The 18,594-nt window shown below is 71.8% G+C and carries 13 protein-coding genes; 6 read left to right on the plus strand and 7 right to left on the minus strand.

The window, feature by feature from the left end:
* Window positions 1-24: 24 nt before the first annotated feature.
* Complete coding sequence (locus tag ACZ4VI_RS01510) at window positions 25-1,872, minus strand: glycoside hydrolase family 15 protein (protein ID WP_467995579.1); 1,848 nt, start codon at window positions 1,870-1,872, stop codon at window positions 25-27.
* A 213-nt stretch (window positions 1,873-2,085) separates the two neighbouring features.
* Between ACZ4VI_RS01510 and ACZ4VI_RS01515 the strand changes: the two genes are divergently transcribed.
* Window positions 2,086-3,372 (plus strand): DUF2254 domain-containing protein, encoded by a 1,287-nt coding sequence (locus ACZ4VI_RS01515; RefSeq protein WP_467995580.1) that lies wholly within the window; start codon window positions 2,086-2,088, stop codon window positions 3,370-3,372.
* A gap of 116 nt (window positions 3,373-3,488) precedes the next feature.
* On the opposite strand, the gene ACZ4VI_RS01520 is transcribed toward ACZ4VI_RS01515, so the two are convergent.
* From ACZ4VI_RS01520 to ACZ4VI_RS01530, 3 genes are all read right to left on the minus strand, one after another.
* Entirely contained in the window at window positions 3,489-5,210 is a 1,722-nt protein-coding gene (locus ACZ4VI_RS01520) for an acyl-CoA dehydrogenase family protein (protein ID WP_467995581.1), read from the minus strand.
* Window positions 5,211-5,281: 71 nt separating this feature from the next.
* Window positions 5,282-5,857: a PadR family transcriptional regulator gene (locus ACZ4VI_RS01525; RefSeq protein ID WP_467995583.1), complete on the minus strand. Its 576-nt coding sequence runs from the start codon at window positions 5,855-5,857 to the stop codon at window positions 5,282-5,284.
* Window positions 5,858-5,947: 90 nt separating this feature from the next.
* Complete coding sequence (locus ACZ4VI_RS01530; RefSeq protein ID WP_467995584.1) at window positions 5,948-7,774, minus strand: glycoside hydrolase family 15 protein; 1,827 nt, start codon at window positions 7,772-7,774, stop codon at window positions 5,948-5,950.
* Between the two features lie 232 nt (window positions 7,775-8,006).
* Here ACZ4VI_RS01530 and ACZ4VI_RS01535 point away from each other — a divergent pair, with 232 nt between their 5' ends.
* The 4 genes from ACZ4VI_RS01535 to argB all read left to right on the plus strand — a co-directional run bounded on the left by ACZ4VI_RS01535 (window position 8,007) and on the right by argB (window position 12,806).
* On the plus strand, window positions 8,007-9,197 hold the full coding sequence (locus ACZ4VI_RS01535; protein WP_467995586.1) for a serine hydrolase domain-containing protein: 1,191 nt from the start codon (window positions 8,007-8,009) through the stop codon (window positions 9,195-9,197).
* Between the two features lie 682 nt (window positions 9,198-9,879).
* Window positions 9,880-10,746, plus strand: a complete 867-nt coding sequence (locus ACZ4VI_RS01540) for a S1 family peptidase (RefSeq protein WP_467996260.1) — start codon at window positions 9,880-9,882, stop codon at window positions 10,744-10,746.
* 182 nt (window positions 10,747-10,928) lie between these two features.
* Complete coding sequence (locus ACZ4VI_RS01545; protein WP_467995588.1) at window positions 10,929-11,651, plus strand: DUF2470 domain-containing protein; 723 nt, start codon at window positions 10,929-10,931, stop codon at window positions 11,649-11,651.
* Window positions 11,652-11,999: 348 nt separating this feature from the next.
* Window positions 12,000-12,806, plus strand: coding sequence for an acetylglutamate kinase (argB, locus tag ACZ4VI_RS01550; protein ID WP_467996262.1), 807 nt, complete (start codon window positions 12,000-12,002; stop codon window positions 12,804-12,806).
* A gap of 80 nt (window positions 12,807-12,886) precedes the next feature.
* On the opposite strand, the gene ACZ4VI_RS01555 is transcribed toward argB, so the two are convergent.
* The 3 genes from ACZ4VI_RS01555 to ACZ4VI_RS01565 all read right to left on the minus strand — a co-directional run bounded on the left by ACZ4VI_RS01555 (window position 12,887) and on the right by ACZ4VI_RS01565 (window position 17,207).
* Window positions 12,887-13,501: a 4'-phosphopantetheinyl transferase family protein gene (locus ACZ4VI_RS01555; protein WP_467995590.1), complete on the minus strand. Its 615-nt coding sequence runs from the start codon at window positions 13,499-13,501 to the stop codon at window positions 12,887-12,889.
* Window positions 13,502-13,752: 251 nt separating this feature from the next.
* Window positions 13,753-15,705, minus strand: a complete 1,953-nt coding sequence (gene recQ / locus ACZ4VI_RS01560) for a DNA helicase RecQ (RefSeq protein ID WP_467995592.1) — start codon at window positions 15,703-15,705, stop codon at window positions 13,753-13,755.
* Between the two features lie 89 nt (window positions 15,706-15,794).
* On the minus strand, window positions 15,795-17,207 hold the full coding sequence (locus ACZ4VI_RS01565; RefSeq protein ID WP_467995594.1) for an aminopeptidase P family protein: 1,413 nt from the start codon (window positions 17,205-17,207) through the stop codon (window positions 15,795-15,797).
* 126 nt (window positions 17,208-17,333) lie between these two features.
* Between ACZ4VI_RS01565 and ACZ4VI_RS01570 the strand changes: the two genes are divergently transcribed.
* Entirely contained in the window at window positions 17,334-18,317 is a 984-nt protein-coding gene (locus ACZ4VI_RS01570) for a LuxR family transcriptional regulator (protein ID WP_467995596.1), read from the plus strand.
* The last annotated feature ends 277 nt before the right edge of the window (window positions 18,318-18,594 follow it).

Below are 18,594 nucleotides of genomic sequence, written 5' to 3' on the forward strand. Positions count from 1 at the left end.
ACCTCGTACGCGGTCGCCGCGCGGCTACGTCCCGCCCCCGCGCGCCCCGTTGAGCTTCGCGTCCAGGGTGATCGCCGCGTCGATCAGGGCCAGGTGCGTGAACGCCTGCGGGAAGTTGCCCAACTGCTGTCCCGTCAGGGCGATCTCCTCGGAGTACAGGCCCAGGTGGTTGGCGTAGGTGAGCATCTTCTCCAGCACCAGCCGTGCCATGTCGGTGCGTCCGGCCCGCGCCAGGGCGTCGACATACATGAACGTACAGAGGGAGAAGGTTCCTTCGGAGCCGCGCAGACCGTCGGGTGACGCCTCGGGGTTGTAGCGGTAGACCAGGCTGTCGCTGACCAGCTCACGCTCCATCGCGTCCAGGGTGGACTTCCACATCGGATCGTCCGGCGTGATGAAGCCGACCGTCGGCAGGCGCAGCAGCGCCGAGTCGAGCACGTCGTCGCCGTAATGCTGCACGAAGGCCTGCTTCGTCGGGTCCCATCCACGGCTCAGGACCTGCGTGTAGATCGCGTCACGCGCGTCCGACCAGCGGCCGCGGGCCGCGGGCCGGCCGTCGTCGTAGGCGATCCGCAGGGCGCGGTCGAAGGCCACCCAGGACATCACGCGACCGTAGGTGAAGTCCTTCCGGCCGCCACGGGTCTCCCACAGCCCTTCGCCGGGCTGGTCCCAGTGGTCGACGAGCCAGTCGAGCAGCGTGTGCAGCGCGGTCCAGCCCCCGGTGTCGAGGTGCATGCCGTGCTGGTGGGCGAAGTACATGCTGTCGAGCGCCTCGCCGTAGATGTCCAGTTGCAGCTGGCTCGCCGCTCCGTTGCCGATCCGGACCGGGGCCGAGCCGCGGTACCCCTCCCAGTGGTCCAGGGTCTCCTCGACCAGGTCGGACGAGCCGTCGACGCGGTACATGATGTTCAGCGGCCCGGTGCCGTCTCCTTGGCCCGCCTCCTCCTTCACCCGGTCGTGCAGCCAGTCGATGAACGCCTTCGCCTCTTCCTTGAAACCCATGCCGAGCAGGGCGTACACCGAGAACGAGGCATCACGGATCCAGGTGAACCGGTAGTCCCAGTTGCGTTCGCCGCCAAGTTGCTCGGGGAGAGCCGTCGTGGGGGCGGCGACCAGGGCGCCGGTCGGCGCGTAGGTCATGAGCTTGAGCGTCACGGCCGAACGCTCCAGGGCCTCCCGCCAACGGCCCGTGTAGGTGGACTGGCCCAGCCAGGAACGCCAGAAGCCGACTGTCTCGTCGAAGAGCCGCTCGAACTCCGCCACGCGGACCTCGTGCGGCGGCCCGCCGGGGGACGATTCCATGATCATGCCGCGCTGCTGCCCCGCCTGCAGAGTCAGGCTGAATCGCAGGTCGTTGTCGCCCGAGAGGATGTTCAGCAGCCGCTCGTCCTGCGGCTCACGGACGGCGTGGACGGCGAGGTCCATGTCCTCCGAGGTGAACAGCGCCCCGTGCTCCGTGATGTGCAGCTCGTGCGGCTTGCGGCCGTAGTCGAAGCGCGGGGCGATCTCCCCTTGGAACGTCATGCTGCCCCGGACACAGCGCAGCATGCGGACCAGACGGTGGCGGTCGGTCGCCGTCGTGCCGGTCACCGGCATGAAGTCGACCACCTCGCCGGCTCCGGCCTCGGTCATGAAGCGCGTCACCAGAACGGCGGTGTCCGGGTGGTAAAGCTGTTTGGTGGTGTACGTGTCCGCGGCCGGCCGGACGGTGAAGTGGCCGCCCTTCCGCCGGTCGAGCAGGGCGCCGAAGACGCTGGGCGAATCGAAACGCGGACAGCAGAACCAGTCGATCGTCGCATCGGTGGTCACGAGAGCCGCGGTCTGCAGATCACCGATCAGGCCGTGGTTCTCGATCAGGGGGTAGTCGTCCATCGTGCAGCCCCTTTCGGCACCGACCGACGACGATCGGGCGCCGCTGTGCGGCGCCCGAGGTGGACCGGGCGCCACTCGGTCAGCTTAGGCCGAGGGCCTCGTCCCGTCCTGGCGAGCGAGTCGCGCCAGGTGGCGACCGGTGCTCTGCCGCTGCGCCGGTCCGGGAACGGCCGTACGGTGGCACCGGAGTCCTCCCGGTGAAGGGGGCGTGACGTGAGTGTCCTGACCTCCTGGGCGGACAGGTTCAGGCTGCGGCAGTACGTCAAGGCGAGCCTGTGGATCGTGCCGATGGTCGGGCTCGTCCTCGGCGCCCTGCTGGCCGAGCTCGCGCTCACCGCCGACAGTGTGGACTGGCCGCCGAGCGGCTGGCACTACTCCGCTACGACGGCGAGCGGCGTGCTCACGGCCATCGTGGGAGCGATGGTGGCGCTGCTCGGATTCGTCGTCACCATCGGTGTCCTGGTCGTGCAGCAGGCGACGGGCACCCTCTCCCCGCGCTATATGCGCCTGTGGTACCGGGACCGGCTGCAGAAGGCGGTTCTTGCGACCTTCACCGGGACGTTCGCGTTTGCGTTCTCGTTGCTGCGCAGCGTCGAGACCGACTCCGTCCCCGATCTCGGGGTGACCCTGGCCGGCGCGGCGGTGGCCGTGAGCCTCGTGCTCCTGCTCATCTACCTCAACCGGTTCACGCACAGTCTCCGACCGGTGGCCATCGCCGAGTTGGTCTGCCGCATGGGAGAGGCCGTCTTCACGAGCGGGTCCTCGGCGATCCGGGGCGCGGCGCCGCGCGGAGGAGGGACCGTGCCGTCCGGCGGTCCTGTGCTGCGTGTCCGTACCGAACGCGGCGGAGCCATCCAGGCGTTCGACGTGGCCGGGCTGGTCGCGGAGGCGGCGCGCCACGACTGCGTCTTCGTCGTGACGCGGCTGATCGGAGACTTCGTCACCCCCGGCACGGTCCTCGTCGAGGTCCACGGGGGCACGTCGCGACCGGGCCCGGAGCGGGTGGCCTCGCGCGTCGCCCTCGGGGCCGAGCGCACCATCGAGCAGGACCCCGCGTTCGCGCTGAGGGTCCTCGTCGACGTCGCCATCAGGGCCCTCTCCCCCGCGGTGAACGACCCCACGACCGCGGTGCAGGTGCTCAACTACATCGAGTCGCTGCTGCACACGGTCGGCAGCACGCGCCTCCCCGGTCGCTACGTGCTGGCCGATCGCGACGGGCACGCGCGGCTCGTGCTGCCGGGGCGTGACTGGGAGAACTACCTTCAGCTCGCCGTCTGCGAGATCCGCGACTACGGGCAGTCGTCCATGCAGATCTGCCGACGGCTGCGCGCACTTCTCGACAGCCTGCTCGACGCCCTGCCGCCGCAGCAGCACGCTGCTGTCCAAGCAGAGATCGGCCTTCTCCAGGAGGCGATCGAGCGGGGGTTCCCCGACCCGGCCCGCCGGGTCATCGCGCAACAGGCCGACCGCCAGGGCATCGGCGGGCAGTACCCCTCGTAGGAGGACTCCGGCCGCCGAGTGGATCGCCGCCGCGGAGACCCGTATCGGCTAGGTGCCCGGCCTTCGCCCCGCCCGCCCGGCTCTGAAAGGCCGAGGGCGGGCGGGGGCTTTCGGCGTTACGGGGCCATCTCGTACGCGCCCGACAGCGACTCGACGCGCTGCCAGACCCGGCCCGAACGTGCCTCGTCGACGACCGGGCGCCGGACCGCGCTCAGCGACCAGAGCTGCTGCTGCTCGGTGGCGGAGTCCTTGCCGTGCAGTTCGACGGCGTGGGCGGAGAAGTCCCGTACGAGGACAGCGAACAGCTCGTCCAGGACGTCCTCGTCGAGGTCCGTGAGGCGCGCCTGCTCCAGGACCAGCTGGCCGTGGACGACGAGCGCGAAGAGCTGGCCGACGGCGAGGAGGAGGTCGAGGTCGCGGCTCTGCTCCTCGTCCGGGGCAGCGGTGGCGACGAACTCGCACAGGGCGTCGGCCTGTTCGCGGAAGCGGCCGACGTTGGGCAGGTGGGCGTAGGCGTCGTACGCGGTGCGCCAGTCGTGGAAGCGTACGGATCCCAGGCCGCGGGCCGGTCCCTGCCGGAAGAGGAACGTGTCGTCGGCGCCGTCCAGGCGGGTCGGGACGGGCTCGTACGCGACCGGGTCGAGCAGGTGGTTCCGCATGAACTTGAGGATCAGCGCCAGGTTGACGTGGACGGTGCCCTCCAGCTTGGGGAGGCCCCGGATCTCGATCGCGGCCTGGGCGAAGTAGTTGTCCTTCTCGAAGCCCTTGGCGGCGATGACGTCCCACATCAGGTCGATGACCTTCTCGCCCTCCGTGGTCACCTTCATCTTCGTCATCGGGTTGAAGAGGAGGTAGCGGCGGTCGTCGGGGCCGGCGGTGCGGAAGTAGTCGACGGCGCGGTCGCTGAACAGCTTCATGCCGACGAGCCGGACGTACGCGTCGGTCAGCTCGCGGCGCACGTGCGGGAAGGCGGTGACGGGGCGGCCGTACAGGATGCGGTTCTGGGCGTGGGTGACGGCCTCGTACATCGCGTGCTCGCAGATGCCGATCGAGGCGGTGCAGAGATTGAACTTGCCGACGTTGACGGTGTTGAGAGCGGCGTCGAAGGCGGCGCGGCCGGTGTGCAGGACGTCCTCGGCTGCGACGGGGTAGTTCTCGAGGCGGAACTCGCTGACGTACTTGGAGGAATCGACCACGTTCTTCACCAGGTGGTACGCCTCGTGGCGGCTGTCGGCGGCGAAGAAGACGTAGCCGTCGGGGCCTTCGACGTCGGTGCGGCGGCCGAAGACGGAGACGAGCCCGGCGGCGTTTCCGTTGCCGATGTAGTACTTGGAGCCGGTGGCCCGGAAGCCGCCCGTGCCGTCGGGCTCGAGCAGCATGTCCGTGGAGTAGATGTCGGCGCCGTGGGACTTCTCGGACAGGCCGAACGCGAACACCTCGCCCTGGGAGAGGAGTTCCGCGGCGCGGGCGCGGGCGGCGGGGTTGTCGCTCTGCCAGACGGGACCGAGGCCCAGAATGGTGACCTGCCAGGCGTACCAGTAGTCGAGTCCGTAGAAGCCGAGGATCTCGTTGAGGGCGGCGATGCGGGCGGTGTCCCAGCGCTTGTCCCCCTCCCCCTCGGCTGCGGAGGACGGCGTCAGGAAGGTCGCGAACAGGCCTTCCTTGGCGGAGAAGGCGAGGAAGTCGGCCAGCCAGGCCCGGGACCGGTAGTCCTCTATCAGCTTGCGCTTGCCACGCTCCTCGAACCAGTCGACGGTGGCGCGCAGGAGCCGGCGGGTCTCGGGGTCGAAGTGTGCCGGGTCGTAGGTGTGCGGGTTGAACAGCAGCGAGTCGGCCATGTGCTCCGTCTTTCGGTCCGGTGGACGAGAGGGGTGAGGGTGGTGGTGGCGTCGGCGCGGTCCGGGACGCTTCAGCGCTCGGAGCCGAGCCGGTGGAGGGTGGCGAGGACGTCGTCGAGCCAGGCGAGCGTCATCCGTTCGTACGCGATGCCGCCGCGCAGCACGACGTGCTGGAGTTCCCTCCCCGCGTCGGGCGGCCCGGGTGTCGCCGATCCCGTGAGGTCTCCGAGGTCCCCGAAGTCCCGTTCCTCGCCCGCGAGGTACTGGGCGAGGCGCTCGGTGTGCGCCTGCCGGTGCCGCTCCACCTCGCTGATCAGCGCGGCGGGGTCGTCGAAGGCGGCGCCCCGGATCTTCACGGCGAGGTCGTGCCGGACGCTCTCGGCCTCGATGGGCTCGTGCAGCCACGTGGACAGGGCGGCTCGTCCGGGGTCCGCGACGGAGTACTCCCGCTTGTCCGGGCGGCCCTGCTGCGGCACGTCCCGGACGTCGACCCAGCCCTCGCTCTCCATCCGCTTCAGCACGCGGTAGATCTGCTGATGGCTGGCGGTCCAGAAGTATCCGATGGACCGCTCGAAGCGCCGGGCCAGCTCGTAGCCGGAACCGGGCTTCTCCAGCAGGGAGACAAGAATCGCGTGTTCGATCGCCACACCCGAATCCTTCTATGCAACTCGTTGCATAGACAAGGGTGAGCGCCCGGGTGAGACGCGCCTCACCCGACTAGGGGCGGGTGGTCCGGGTCAGACGCGGGCGGCGGCCTTGTCGAGTTCCTCGTCGAGGGCGATGGCCGCCGTGATCAGGGAGAGGTGGGTGAAGGCCTGCGGGAAGTTGCCGAGCTGTTCGCCGGTCGGGCCGATCTCCTCGGCGAAGAGCCCGACGTGGTTGGCGTACGTCAGCATCTTGTCCATCGCGTAGCGCGCCTGGTCGAGGCGGCCGGCCCGGGCGAGCGCCTCGACGTAGAGGAAGCTGCAGAGGGAGAAGGTGCCCTCGGAGCCGCGCAGGCCGTCGGGCGAGGCCTCGGGGTTGTAGCGGTAGACGAGGCTGTCCGTGACGAGTTCGCGGTCCATGGCGTCCAGGGTGGCGAGCCACGAGGGTGCCTTCGGGCTGATGAAGCCGACCAGCGGCATGAGCAGCAGGGAGGCGTCGAGCACCTCGCTGCCGTAGTGCTGGACGAAGGCCCCGCGCTCGGGATTCCAGCCACGTTCCATCACCTGGACGAGGACCGCGTCACGCGCCGCGGTCCAGCGGGGCAGGTCGGCGGGGCGGGCGTACTGGGTGGCGAGACGGATACCGCGGTCGAGGGCGACCCAGCACATCACCCGGCTGTACGTGAAGTCCCGGCGGCCGCCGCGGGTCTCCCAGATGCCCTCGTCGGGACGGTCCCAGCTGTCGGCGAGCCAGTCGAGGAGCGCGGCGAACCCCTTCCACCCCTCGTAGCCGGCGAGCTCGGCCAGATCCGGCGAGGAGGTCATCGCGTAGGCGAACTCGCCGTAGATGTCGAGCTGCAGCTGGTCGGCCGCCCCGTTCCCGGCCCGCACGGGCGCGGAGTCGCGGTAGCCGGACAGGTGCCCCAGGGTCTCCTCGGACAGGTGGGGATCGCCGTCGATCCGGTACATGATCTGCATCGGCTCGCTGCCGGGCGGTCGGGGCGCGCGGAAGCGGTCGCCGAGCCAGCGGCGGAAGGCGTCGGCCTCCTCGACGTAGCCGAGGTCGAGCAGGACGCGTACGGAGAGGGACGCGTCGCGGATCCAGGTGTAGCGGTAGTCCCAGTTCCGCTCTCCGCCGATCTGTTCGGGGAGTCCCATGGTGGCGGCGGCGATCGGGGCGCCGGTGGGGGCGTAGATGAGCAGTTTGAGGGTGATGATCGAGCGGTTGACCATGTGCTGCCAGCGGCCCCGGTAACGGCAGCGACGGATCCACCGGTGCCAGAAGGCGTGGGTCTCCTGCATCTCCGCCCTCAGTGACTCCTCGGTGACCGGCGCGGGGGCGGCGGCGCCCGGGGAGGAGGTCTCCAGAACGATTCCCGCGACCTGGCCCTGCCGGAGGGTGACGGTGGCGCGGACGTCCTCGCCGTCGGCGTCCAGGGGGACGGTGCTCCGCAGGTGGACGTCGAGGCCGGGGCCGTGGAAGGTGGCGGCGGCGCCGTCGAGGGTGAGCGTGTGCGGTGCGCGGCCGTAGTCGAAGCGCGGGCTGCATTGGACGTCGAAGGTGAGGGTCCCGCGCACCACGCGCAGGGCCCGCACCATGCGGTGCCGGTCGGTGGCCACGTCCGGGCGACCGTTCACCGGCATGAAGTCGACCACCTCACCCACCCCCTCCGGGGTGAGGAATCTCGTGATCAGGACGGCCGTGTCGGGCAGGTAGAGCTGGCGGACGGTCACGTCGTCCAGGGCGGGCGCGATGGTGAAGTGGCCGCCGCGCTCCTGGTCGAGCAGGGAGGCGAAGATGCTCGGCGAGTCGAAGCGGGGTGCGCAGAACCAGTCGACCGCGCCGCCGCCGGAGATCAGGGCGGCGCTCTGGAGATCGCCGATGAGTCCGTGGTCGGCGATCGGTGGGTAGCCGGGCATGAGGGGCCTCGCTTCTGCCGTGGCTCGGGGGTTCCGGTGCCACTCCTCGGCCCCACGCAACCCGCCGCTGTCCGCCTCGGCAACACGGCACGGCCGGCTGGGCGAACCGGGATGGCGGGGCGGGGGCCTGGGCCGGGCCCGGTCCGGGTTCGCGGTCGGTGCGCGCTCCCTTCCCACCGATCCGACCAGTCGGTACGTTGCCCTGAACCGCCGAGCGCCCTTGGAGGACGTCATGCCCGAGCCCGACCCGGTCCGTTCGCCCGCGCCCGCCCCCACGATCGAAGGGCGCTGCGACCCTCGCTTCGCCGCCGTACGGAACGCCTTCGAGGCCAACTTCCGTACGAGGGACGAACTCGGCGCCGCGGTCACGGTCCAGATCCACGGCGAGACCGTGGTCGACCTGTGGGGCGGCTGGGCGGACGCCGCCCGCACGCGCCCCTGGGAACGCGACACCGTGGTCAACGTCTGGTCCACGACCAAGGGCGTGACCGCGCTCTGCGCCCATCTCCTCGCGGACCGGGGGCTGCTCGACCTCGACGCGCCGGTCGCCTCGTACTGGCCCGAGTTCGCGGCGGCCGGCAAGGAGACCCTCCCCGTACGCCATCTCCTCTCCCACCGCGCGGGGCTGAGCGGCCTGCGCGAGCCGCTCACCCTGGAGGAGTTCTACGACTGGGAGCTGACGACCGGCCGACTCGCCGCGATGGAGCCGTGGTGGGAGCCCGGCACCCGGTCCGGCTACCACGCTCTGACGTACGGCTTCCTGGTCGGCGAGGTGATCCGGCGCATCACCGGACGACTGCCGGGCGCCTTCCTCCACGAGGAGATCACCGGGCCGCTGGGCATCGACTTCACCATCGGCCTGCCGGAGAAGGAGGCGGTCCGGGCAGCCGAGCTGGTACACCCACCGGCCGCGTCCACGAGCGAACAGGCCGCGGTCCTCGCCCAGTTGGAGCCTGCGGCGCTGGCGGCTCTGGCCAACCCGCCCGTCGGAATCGCTCAGGCCAACAGCGCCGAGTGGCGTGCCGCCGAGGTCCCAGCGGCCAATGGTCACGGAACGGCCCGAGCGGTCGCCGAACTGTACGGCTTCTTCGCCGGGCGCGGCCGGTCCGGCGGCCACCGGCTCCTCTCCGAAGCGGCCGCCGAACGGGCCCGCGAGGGGCAGGGGGCCTGCCGGGACCTGGTGCTCGGCGCGGGCTTCGCCCATGACACGGAGTGCGCCCTCGGCCTCTGGCTCAGCGGCCCCAACGCCTCGTACGGCCCCAATCCGCGCGCCTTCGGCCACGACGGCTTCGGAGGATCCTGCGGCTTCGCGGACCCGGAATCGGGGGTCTCGCTGGGGTACGTGATGAACCGCATGGGCCCTCGCATCGCCGACGACCCGCGGAAGATGACCTTGATCGACGCGGTGTACGGGGCGATCTGACACGTCGTTACAGCAGGGTGGCGTCGGGCTTGCGACCGGAACCGGACACGCGGCCGGCCCGAACGGAGGGAACGATTACGGCATTGAGGGCCCCCACGCCTGTACCACTGGCCGTGGACGCCCCCCGTCCGCGCCGAACTCGACCCCGCCCGGGCCCCTGACCCCACCCGAGGGCGGGGCCGGATCTGTGCGCCCGCTACTCCTCCGCCGCGCGGGCCCGGGGCTCCGGCCGCCGGGGTTCCGGCCGACGGCGGGAAGCCTCGTACGTCCGGCTGTTGATCAGGAGAAACGAGACAGCCCGTTCCGCTTCCTCGGCCCACGATCCCGGCACCATCACACCCCCGACCGCACCCTTCTGAAAGAACGTCAGCAAACTGCCGCAAGCGTTTGCACCGCGCCATCTGCGGGGCGATCCTTCCGGACGCCCTTGCCACCGGCCGCGCTTCGAACCACATGAACGCGCGTAGATGGGCCGAAAGACGTTCTTGCCGCCGAGGCCGCTCGGATTCGAGGATTCAACCTGTCGAGCTTGACAGGTCCATGCTCGGATCACCCTCCGCGCCGGTCCGTCGGGCTCCGCTTCAAGGGCACGCCCACCCAGCGAGCCCCCCACTCCCCCACAGGAGGATGCAGGAACCTCAAGCGTCTGTCCCCCCTCGGCGGCGTCGCCAAGGGCGCACGGCTGATCGCCGTGGCCTCAGCGCTGCTCGCCGCCTCAGCGCTTGCCTCCCCCATGTCGTCCGCGGCGACTGCCGAGGACGGCCGGGCCACCGCCGCCCAACTCGCCGTCACCGACCGGGCCGTACGCGGAGCGGACGTGCCCGGCACCGCGTGGTACACGGACGAGGCGACCGGAAAGATCGTCCTCACCGCCGACTCGACCGTCTCCGCTGCCGAGATCGCCAAGATCAGGAAGGCGGCCGGCGACCGTGCCGCCAACCTGGAGATCAAGCGGACGCCCGGCACGTTCAACAAGCTCATCGCGGGCGGCCAGGCCATCTACGCGGGCGGCGGGCGCTGCTCGCTCGGCTTCAACGTCCGCAGCGGCTCGACCTACTACGCCCTGACGGCCGGTCACTGCACCAACATCGGCAGCACCTGGTACACCAACTCGGCCAACACCACGGTGCTCGGCACCCGGGCCGGTACCAGCTTCCCGACCAACGACTACGGCATCATCCGCCACTCCAACGCCTCGGCGGCGGACGGCCGGGTCTACCTCTACAACGGCACCTACCGTGACATCACGAGCGCCGGCAACGCCTACGTGGGCCAGTCGGTGCAGCGCAGCGGCAGCACGACCGGCCTGCACGGCGGAACGGTCACCGGCCTCAACGCCACGGTCAACTACGGCGGCGGCGACATCGTCTACGGCCTGATCCAGACCAACGTCTGCGCCGAACCCGGTGACAGCGGCGGCGCGATGTTCTCCGGCAGCACCGCGCTCGGCCTCACCTCCGGCGGCAGCGGCAACTGCTCCAGCGGTGGCACCACGTTCTTCCAGCCGGTGACGGAAGCCCTCAGCGCGTACGGCGTGAGCGTCTTCTAGCCCCACGGGCCGGCGGTCCCCTCGGGGGCCGCCGGCCTCGTCGCGCGCCGGCACGACACTCGGGGGCCCTGGCCCCGTTGAAGGACTCCCTGCCGGCCGGGCGGCGTTGGGGCTGGACGGGACCCTCCAGGGTGGCTTAGGTTAGCCTTACCTTATCCGCAGCCACCCCGCGAGGAGTTCCCTTGAGCGCCGCCACAGACAACGCCCCGCACGAGCAGGCCGCCGCGGAGCAGGTGCGCTCCGTGCTGGCCCGGGCGGTCTCGCTGTCCCTCACCACGGACGCGCAGTGCTACGACCTGATCGGCATGCACTCCGTCGGCCGGAAGGGCCGGATCCTCCTCGCCCCGCACGCCGACAGCCCCCTGACGGCCCAGGTCGCCACCGCCCCGCGCGGCAGCCTCGCCGCCCTCCTCGAGTTCACCGACATCGCGCCGACGCCCCTCCGGGACCGGGTGCGCGCCCGGGTGACCATCTCGGGGTGGCTGACACCCGCCGGCCCGGAGGACGGGGACGGCGGTCTGCGGCTCGACCTGGCCCGCGTCACCCTGCGGACCGCCGCCGGGACCCAGGACGTCGACCTCGACCGGTTCGCCCTCGCGGAGCCCGACCCGCTCGCCGTGGAGGAGGCCGCGATGCTCACGCATCTCGCCGACGCCCACGAGGACATGGTGGCGGACCTGGTCGTCCGCGCCGGGTCACGGCTTCCGTTCGGAGTGGTGCGGGCCCTTCCGCTCGCCGTCGACCGGTACGGCATCACCCTGCGCTGCGAGTACCACGAAGGCCACTGCGACCTGCGCATCCTGTTCCCCTCCGAGGCCCGGGACGCGGCCGAGGCCGGGGAGCAGGTCCGGCGGCTCCTCACGGCGCCCTCGTGCTCCCGTCACGGCCACCGTTCCGCGCACTGACGCCATCACCGCCTCGTGCAAGACGGTGCACGACGGCGTGCCACCAGCCGTTCACCGGAACGCGTGACCGGGTCCGCCTGACGGCGACCTTGGGCATCGACCCTGTGACCGCAGCCCCCCACACGGACAGCGGGTGGCGCGGTGCAGTGCATGAATCTCGCCCTCGGCCTGCCGGAACGGCTGGGGCCTGCCCACGAATGGAGTGGCTCCGTGAGTGTGACCGCTGACCGTGGATTCCCCGCGAACGGTGGGGCCGACGACCGGACCGGTGGCCTGACGTCCGCCGATCTGCCGTGGCTGGAGGAGCTCCAGGGCCGCACCGTGGTCGTCAAGTTCGGCGGCAACGCGATGGTGGACCCCGCGCTGCACCGGACGTTCGCCCAAGACGTCGTGGAGCTGTGGCACGCGGGGCTGCGCCCGGTCGTCGTGCACGGCGGGGGACCGCAGATCAGCGCGATGCTCGACCGCCTGGATCTGGAGGTCCGCTTCGAGGCGGGGCTGAGGGTGACGACGCCCGAGACGATGGACGTGGTCCGCATGGTGCTGACCGGCCGGGTCCAGCGGGATCTGGTCGGCGCCCTCAACGCCCACGGCCCGTTCGCGGTGGGCATGTCGGGCGAGGACGCGCACACGATGACGGCCGTACAGCGCCCGGCGTGGGTGGACGGGCGGCCGGTGGACATCGGTCTCGTGGGCGAGGTCATGGCCGTGCAGCCCGCTACCGTCCGTGCGCTGCTCGACGGGGGCCGCATCCCTGTCGTGTCGCCCATCGCGCGCGGCGCCGACGGTGAGGTCTACAACGTCAACGCCGATCTCGCGGCCTCGGCGCTCGCCGTCGCGCTCGGCGCGGAACGGCTGGTGGTGCTGACCGACGTCGAGGGGCTGTACGCGGACTGGCCGCGCAGCACCGAGGTGATCGCCCGGCTCACGGCCGGTGAACTGGACGTACTGCTCCCGGGGCTCGCGAGCGGCATGCTCCCGAAGATGGAGGGCTGTCTGCGCGCCGTACGCGGGGGTGTCCGCAAGGCCCATGTCGTGGACGGCCGGGTGCCGCACTCCTTGCTGCGCGGCGTCTTCACCGAGGGCGGTCCGGGCACGACGGTGGTCCCGGACGAGGAGCTCGCTCAGCCCCTCCCGGAGTTCCTCGGCGCCTGAGGCTCCGCCTGGCCTTTCGGACGGGGCGGGCCACCCGGAGCCGTACCGGCTCTCGGCCCCGCCCCTTTCTCGGCCGCTCGTCAGTCGGTCGTGCGCGTGGCGCAGGCCGCCGTGTAGCCGGGGAAGGCCGGCACGTCCAGGACCGACCACCCGGGAACGGCTGCCGGAGTGTCCCCCGTCCCCATATAGGTGACGGACGGATGTTCTCCGAGTCCGATCCCCACGCCCTTGAGGTACGCCTCCTTGCGGGCCCAGCAGCGTCCCATAGCGGCGGGGCGGGCGCCCGGCGGCAGCGCCGCCAGTTCGGCGCGCTCGTCCGGGTGGAGCACCTCGCCCACGTCGGCCGCGGCCTGGAGGGTCGGCCGCTCCTCGATGTCGACGCCCACCGCTGTGTCGGCGAAGCCCAGGAGGACGGCGTCGCCGGAGTGCGAGAGGGAGAAATGGAGCGGTACGGGACCGTCCGCGGCCACGGCCGGGCGGCCGTGCGGTCCGCCGCACCCGGGGCACGGCTCGCGGACGAGACGCACCTCCGCCGGGTCCCGTTCCAGGTAGGCGCCGAGCAGTTGGCGGAGTGCGACATGGGCGGTCCGGTACCGGTCGCGGTCGGAGGCCCGGACGAAGCCCCTGAGTCGGGTCCGTTCACCGTCGTCGAGTACGGCTGCCAGATCGCCGGCCCGTGCCGCGAACTCGCTCACGCGCACGGTCCACAGGCGGGGTTCGTGCCCGCCCCGCCAGGGCTCCGGAAGGCCCCTGCCAACGTGGGCCGGGACCGCGGGGTCCAGGGGGTCCGTCGGCCCGCTCACAGCTTCCGTCCCTCCGTCGCCTCACGTCCGTCCACGAAGGTCGTGGAGGCGAGGACGACGAAGCCGGCGCGCTCGCCCGGGGTGAGACTACCCGCCCGGGCTGTCGTGCCCATGGCACACATCCCCCACGGGCCCACGGGCCGCTACTGCCAGTCGTCCCAGGGCGGTTCGATCTCCTCGTCCGGGTCGAGCGGCGGCTCCTCGTCGAGCGCCGGAGGGGCAGCCAGCGCCGGCTCAGGGGCGCTGCACTCGGTCAGGGTGTCGAGGACGCCCTGGGCGTACTTGCCGAGCTTCGCCTCGCCCACGCCGCCGATGGTGCCCAACTCCTGGACCGTGGCCGGGAACCGGGTCGCGATCTCCCGCAGCGTCGCGTCGTGGAAGACGACGTACGCCGGGACGCCCTGCTCGCGCGCCGTCGCGGCCCGCCAGGCGCGAAGGGCCTCGAACACCGGTACCGCGGCGGCCGGCAGGTCGACCGGCACGCGGGCGCCCTTCCCGGAGCGCGAACCGGACTCTTTCCGGGACGGCCCGGTGACCGCCTTCTCCTTCCGCAGCGGGACCGGGAGGCGTCCTCCCAGTACCTCGCCGCTCCTCTCCGTCAGGACGAGCGTCCCGTAGTCGCCCTCCACCGCGAGCAGCCCCTGCGCGAGCAGCTGGCGCACGACCCCGCGCCACTCCGCGGTGCTCAGGTCGGCCCCGACGCCGAACACCGACAGCGCGTCATGGTCGAACTGGATGACCTTGGCCGTCCTCTTGCCCTGCAGAATGTCGATGATCTGGCCGGCGCCGAACTTCTGGCGCCGTTCCTTCGCCAGGCGCCACACCGTGGACAGCAGCTTCTGCGCCGCGACCGTGCCGTCCCAGGACTCGGCCGGGGTCAGACACGTGTCGCAGTTGCCGCACGGTTCGCCCGACTGCCCGAAGTACGCGAGCAGCCGCACCCGGCGGCAGTCGACCGTCTCGCACAGCGCGAGCATGGCGTCCAGGTGGGCGGCGAGCGAGCGGCGGTGCGCCTCGTCGCCCTCCGAGCCGTCGATGAGCTTGCGCTGCTGGACCACGTCCTGGAGGCCGTACGCCAGCCACGCCGTGGCCGGCTCCCCGTCGCGGCCGGCCCGGCCGGTCTCCTGGTAGTACCCCTCCACGGACTTCGGCAGGTCGAGGTGGGCCACGAAACGTACGTCCGGCTTGTCGATGCCCATGCCGAAGGCGATCGTCGCCACCATCACGACCCCGTCCTCCCGCAGAAAGCGCGCCTGGTTCGCCGCGCGCGCACGGGCGTCCATGCCCGCGTGGTACGGCAGGGCGTCGATGCCCTGCTCCACCAGGAAGGCCGCGGTCTTCTCGACCGAGGCGCGGGAGAGGCAGTAGACGACTCCGGCGTCCCCGTCGTGCTCGGTGCGGATCAGCTCGTGGACCTGCTTGAGCGGGTTGTTCTTCGGGACGATGCGGTACTGGATGTTCGGCCGGTCGAAGCTCGCGACGAAGTGCCGGGCGTCCTGCAGACCGAGCCGCGCCGCGATCTCGGCGTGGGTGGCCTCGGTGGCCGTCGCCGTCAGCGCGATCCGCGGCACCTTCGGCCAGCGCTCGTGCAGCATGGAGAGCGCGAGGTAGTCGGGCCGGAAGTCGTGACCCCACTGGGCGACGCAGTGCGCCTCGTCGATCGCGAAGAGCGCCACCGTGCCCCGGTCGAGCAGCCGCTGCGTCCCTTCCGTGCGCAGCCGCTCCGGAGCCAGGTAGAGCAGGTCCAGCTCGTCGGCGAGGAAGGCCTGCTCGACCGCCTGCCGCTCGTACGGATCCTGCGTCGAGTTGAGGAACCCGGCGCGGACGCCGAGGGCGGTGAGCGCGTCCACCTGGTCCTGCATCAGCGCGATGAGCGGCGAGATCACGACGCCCGTGCCTGATCTGACGAGCGCGGGGATCTGGTAGCAGAGCGACTTCCCGCCGCCGGTCGGCATCAGGACGAGGGCGTCGCCACCCCCGACGACCTGCTCGACGATCTCCTGCTGCTCGCCGCGGAAGGAGCTGTAACCGAAGACGCGGTGCAGCACCTGCGATGCGTCGTCGGAGATCGTGGGGGAAGCGTCCGTAAGGGCCATTCGAGAAGCCTAACGGCGTCCACCGACACCGTAGGCCTCTCCCACCTCACCTGTGGACAACTCCCGAGGGACCTGTCAGGGCTCGCTCCTCAGCCCGCGACCCGGGCCATCCACGCCTCGACGTCGTCCGCGGACCGCGGCAGGCCCGCCGACAGGTTCTCGTGGCCGTCCTCGGTGACGACCAGGTCGTCCTCGATCCGGACGCCGATGCCGCGCCATTCCTCGGGCACGGTGAGATCGTCGGCCTGGAAGTAGAGGCCGGGCTCGACGGTGAGCACCATGCCGGGCTCCAGCACCCCGTCGACGTACTCCGCGTTCCGGGCCTGGGCGCAGTCGTGGACGTCCAGGCCGAGCATGTGACCGGTGCCGGCCATCGTGAAGCGGCGCTGGAGGCCGAGTTCGTACGCACGGTCGGCGGGTCCCTCGATGAAGCCCCACTCGACCAGGCGGGCCGCCATGTGGCGCTGGCAGGCCTCGTGGAAGTCGCGGTACGCGGCGCCCGGCTTCACCGCGGCGAACCCCGCCTCCTGGGCCTCGTACACGGCGTCGTAGACCTTGCGCTGCACGGGCGTGAAGGTGCCGCTGATGGGCAGGGTGCGCGTGACGTCGGCGGTGTAGAGGCTACGGGTCTCCACACCGGCGTCGAGGAGGAGCAGCTCCCCCGGGCGCACCGGTCCGTCGTTGTCCGTCCAGTGCATGATCGTGGCGTGCTCGCCGGCGGCGCAGATGGTGCCGTAGCCGACGGAGTTGCCCTCCAGGCGCGCCCGGCGGAAGAAGGTGCCCTCGATCCAGCGCTCGGACGACGCGATCGCCCGGGACAGCTCCCCGATCGCGTCGGTGAAGCCGCGCACGGTGGAGTCGACGGCCTTGCGCATCTCGGTCAGTTCCCAGGCGTCCTTCACGAGCCGGAGGTCGCTGAGCGCCTCCTCCAGTTCGTCGTCGCGCTCCTCGTCGGTGGTGACGGCGGCCTCCAGGGCCGGGTCGACGCCCCGGACGATCCGGGTGGGCACGCCGGAGAGGGCGGCGAGGTCGCGGGCGGCGGTGCGGACGTCCCGGCAGGACAGGCCGAGCACACGTTCCGCCTCGGCGAGGGAGCGGCGCCGGCCCATCCACAGCTCGGCGTGGGCGCCCGTCCAGAACTCGTCGTCGTCCCTGCCGTCCCGGGGCAGCTGGTAGCAGTAGGCGTCATGGCCGCCGTCCGGGCGGGGTTCGAGGACGAGCGCGCCGTCCCGGGCCTGGTCTCCGGTCATGTGCACATAGCCGGAGTACGGGCGGAAGGGGTAGTGGTCGTCGTTCGAGCGGACCTTGAGGTTCCCCGAGGGGATCACGAGGCGTTCGCCGGGGAAGCGCGCGGAGAGCGCGGCGCGGCGGCGAGCCGCGTACGGAGCCTGCTCGTCGAGCTCCAGGTCGTGCCGCTCGGTGTCCGCCCACCCCGTGCGCATGAGTGCGGACAGTTCCTCGGAGATCCCCGCGTACAGCCCGTTCTTTCGGCCCTTGGCCACGTCGTGCCCCTTCCTCCCGGTGGGTTCCTCGGTGGACCGTAGCCCGCGAGGCGGCCTCTGGGTGCCGAGGAGTGCCACTGGCACTGATCGGCCACGCTCCGCCGCGGGCGGTCGATAATGCGAGGCATGACGAACGCGAAACTCGGCGAGGCCCTTCGGCTGCTTGGCGTCGACGAGGCTGCGGTCCGGGTCTATCTGGCGCTCCTCGAGCTGGCGCCCGCGCCGCTGAGCGCGATCGGGTCGGCGGCCGGTCTGGGTGGCGCGGAGCTCGACGCGGCATACGGCGCGCTGGCCGACGCCGGTCTGGCCAGTGCGGCGGAGGAGGGCGCGGACGTGGTGGCCCCGGTACCGCCCGCCGCGGGTCTGGAGATCCTCGCCCGGCACCGGGCAGCCGAGCTGGAGGAGTCGCGCATCGCGGTCGGCGGCGCGTTCGAGTCGTTCCGGCGGCAGCGGCTCGGCGCGTACGACGACCATCTCGTCGAGGTGGTCACCGGGGACGCCGTCGGCCCCAGGATGCGGCACGCGTGGGCGAGCGCCCGCGAGCAGATCCGGCAGTTCGAGTCGCCGCCGTACTTCCCCCTGCCCGGTGCCACGGACGACGCGCTGGCCACGCTCGCCCGCGGGGTGACGCAGCGGGTCATCTACTCGCGGGCGGCGCTGGAGTATCCCGGCCATCTGCAAGAGGCCATCGAACCGTGCGTCGAGGCCGGCGAGCAGGCCAGGGTGCTGCCGTCGGTCCCGGTAAAGCTCGTGATCATCGACGAGGCGTACGCGCTCGTGTCGCTGTCGATCAAGGAGGCGGACGTGCACCACACCACGCTGGTCGTGCAGCCGTGCGGTCTCCTGTCGGCGCTCGTGGCGCTGTTCGAGCAGTCCTGGCAGAACGCCCTGCCGTTCCACGGCCGCACGACCCGCCCGGGCGGCCTGCCGCCCGCCGACCGCCGGCTGCTGTGGCTGCTCGCGGGCGGCGCGAGCGACGAGACCATCGCCCGCGAGCTGGCCATCAGCCGCCGCACGCTCTTCCGCCGCCTCCAGATCCTGATGGCCCGCCTGGGCGCGGCAAACCGCTTCCAACTGGCCCTGCAGGCGCAACGCTCCGGCTGGCTGTGACGGACGCGCCGGCGCGGCGCGCAGCGGGGCCGCCCGGTCGGGGCGGCACGACGGTGCGTGGCGCGGGCGCCCGGTCAGCGCGGCACGTCGCGGTGCGCAGCGCGGGGGGCGCCCGGTCGGCGCGGCACGCTTCGCGCTGCGTGGTGCGCGGCGCGGGCGCCCGGTCGGCGGTGCCCCGGTCGGCGGCACCGTCGGCCGGGACGCCCGACAGGGCTGCCCGACAGGGCGCCCTACCGGCGGCGCCCGGCTGGCGGCGCCCGGTCGGGATGCCCGACAG

It is taken from the genome of Streptomyces sp. NPDC029169 (assembly GCF_055563935.1).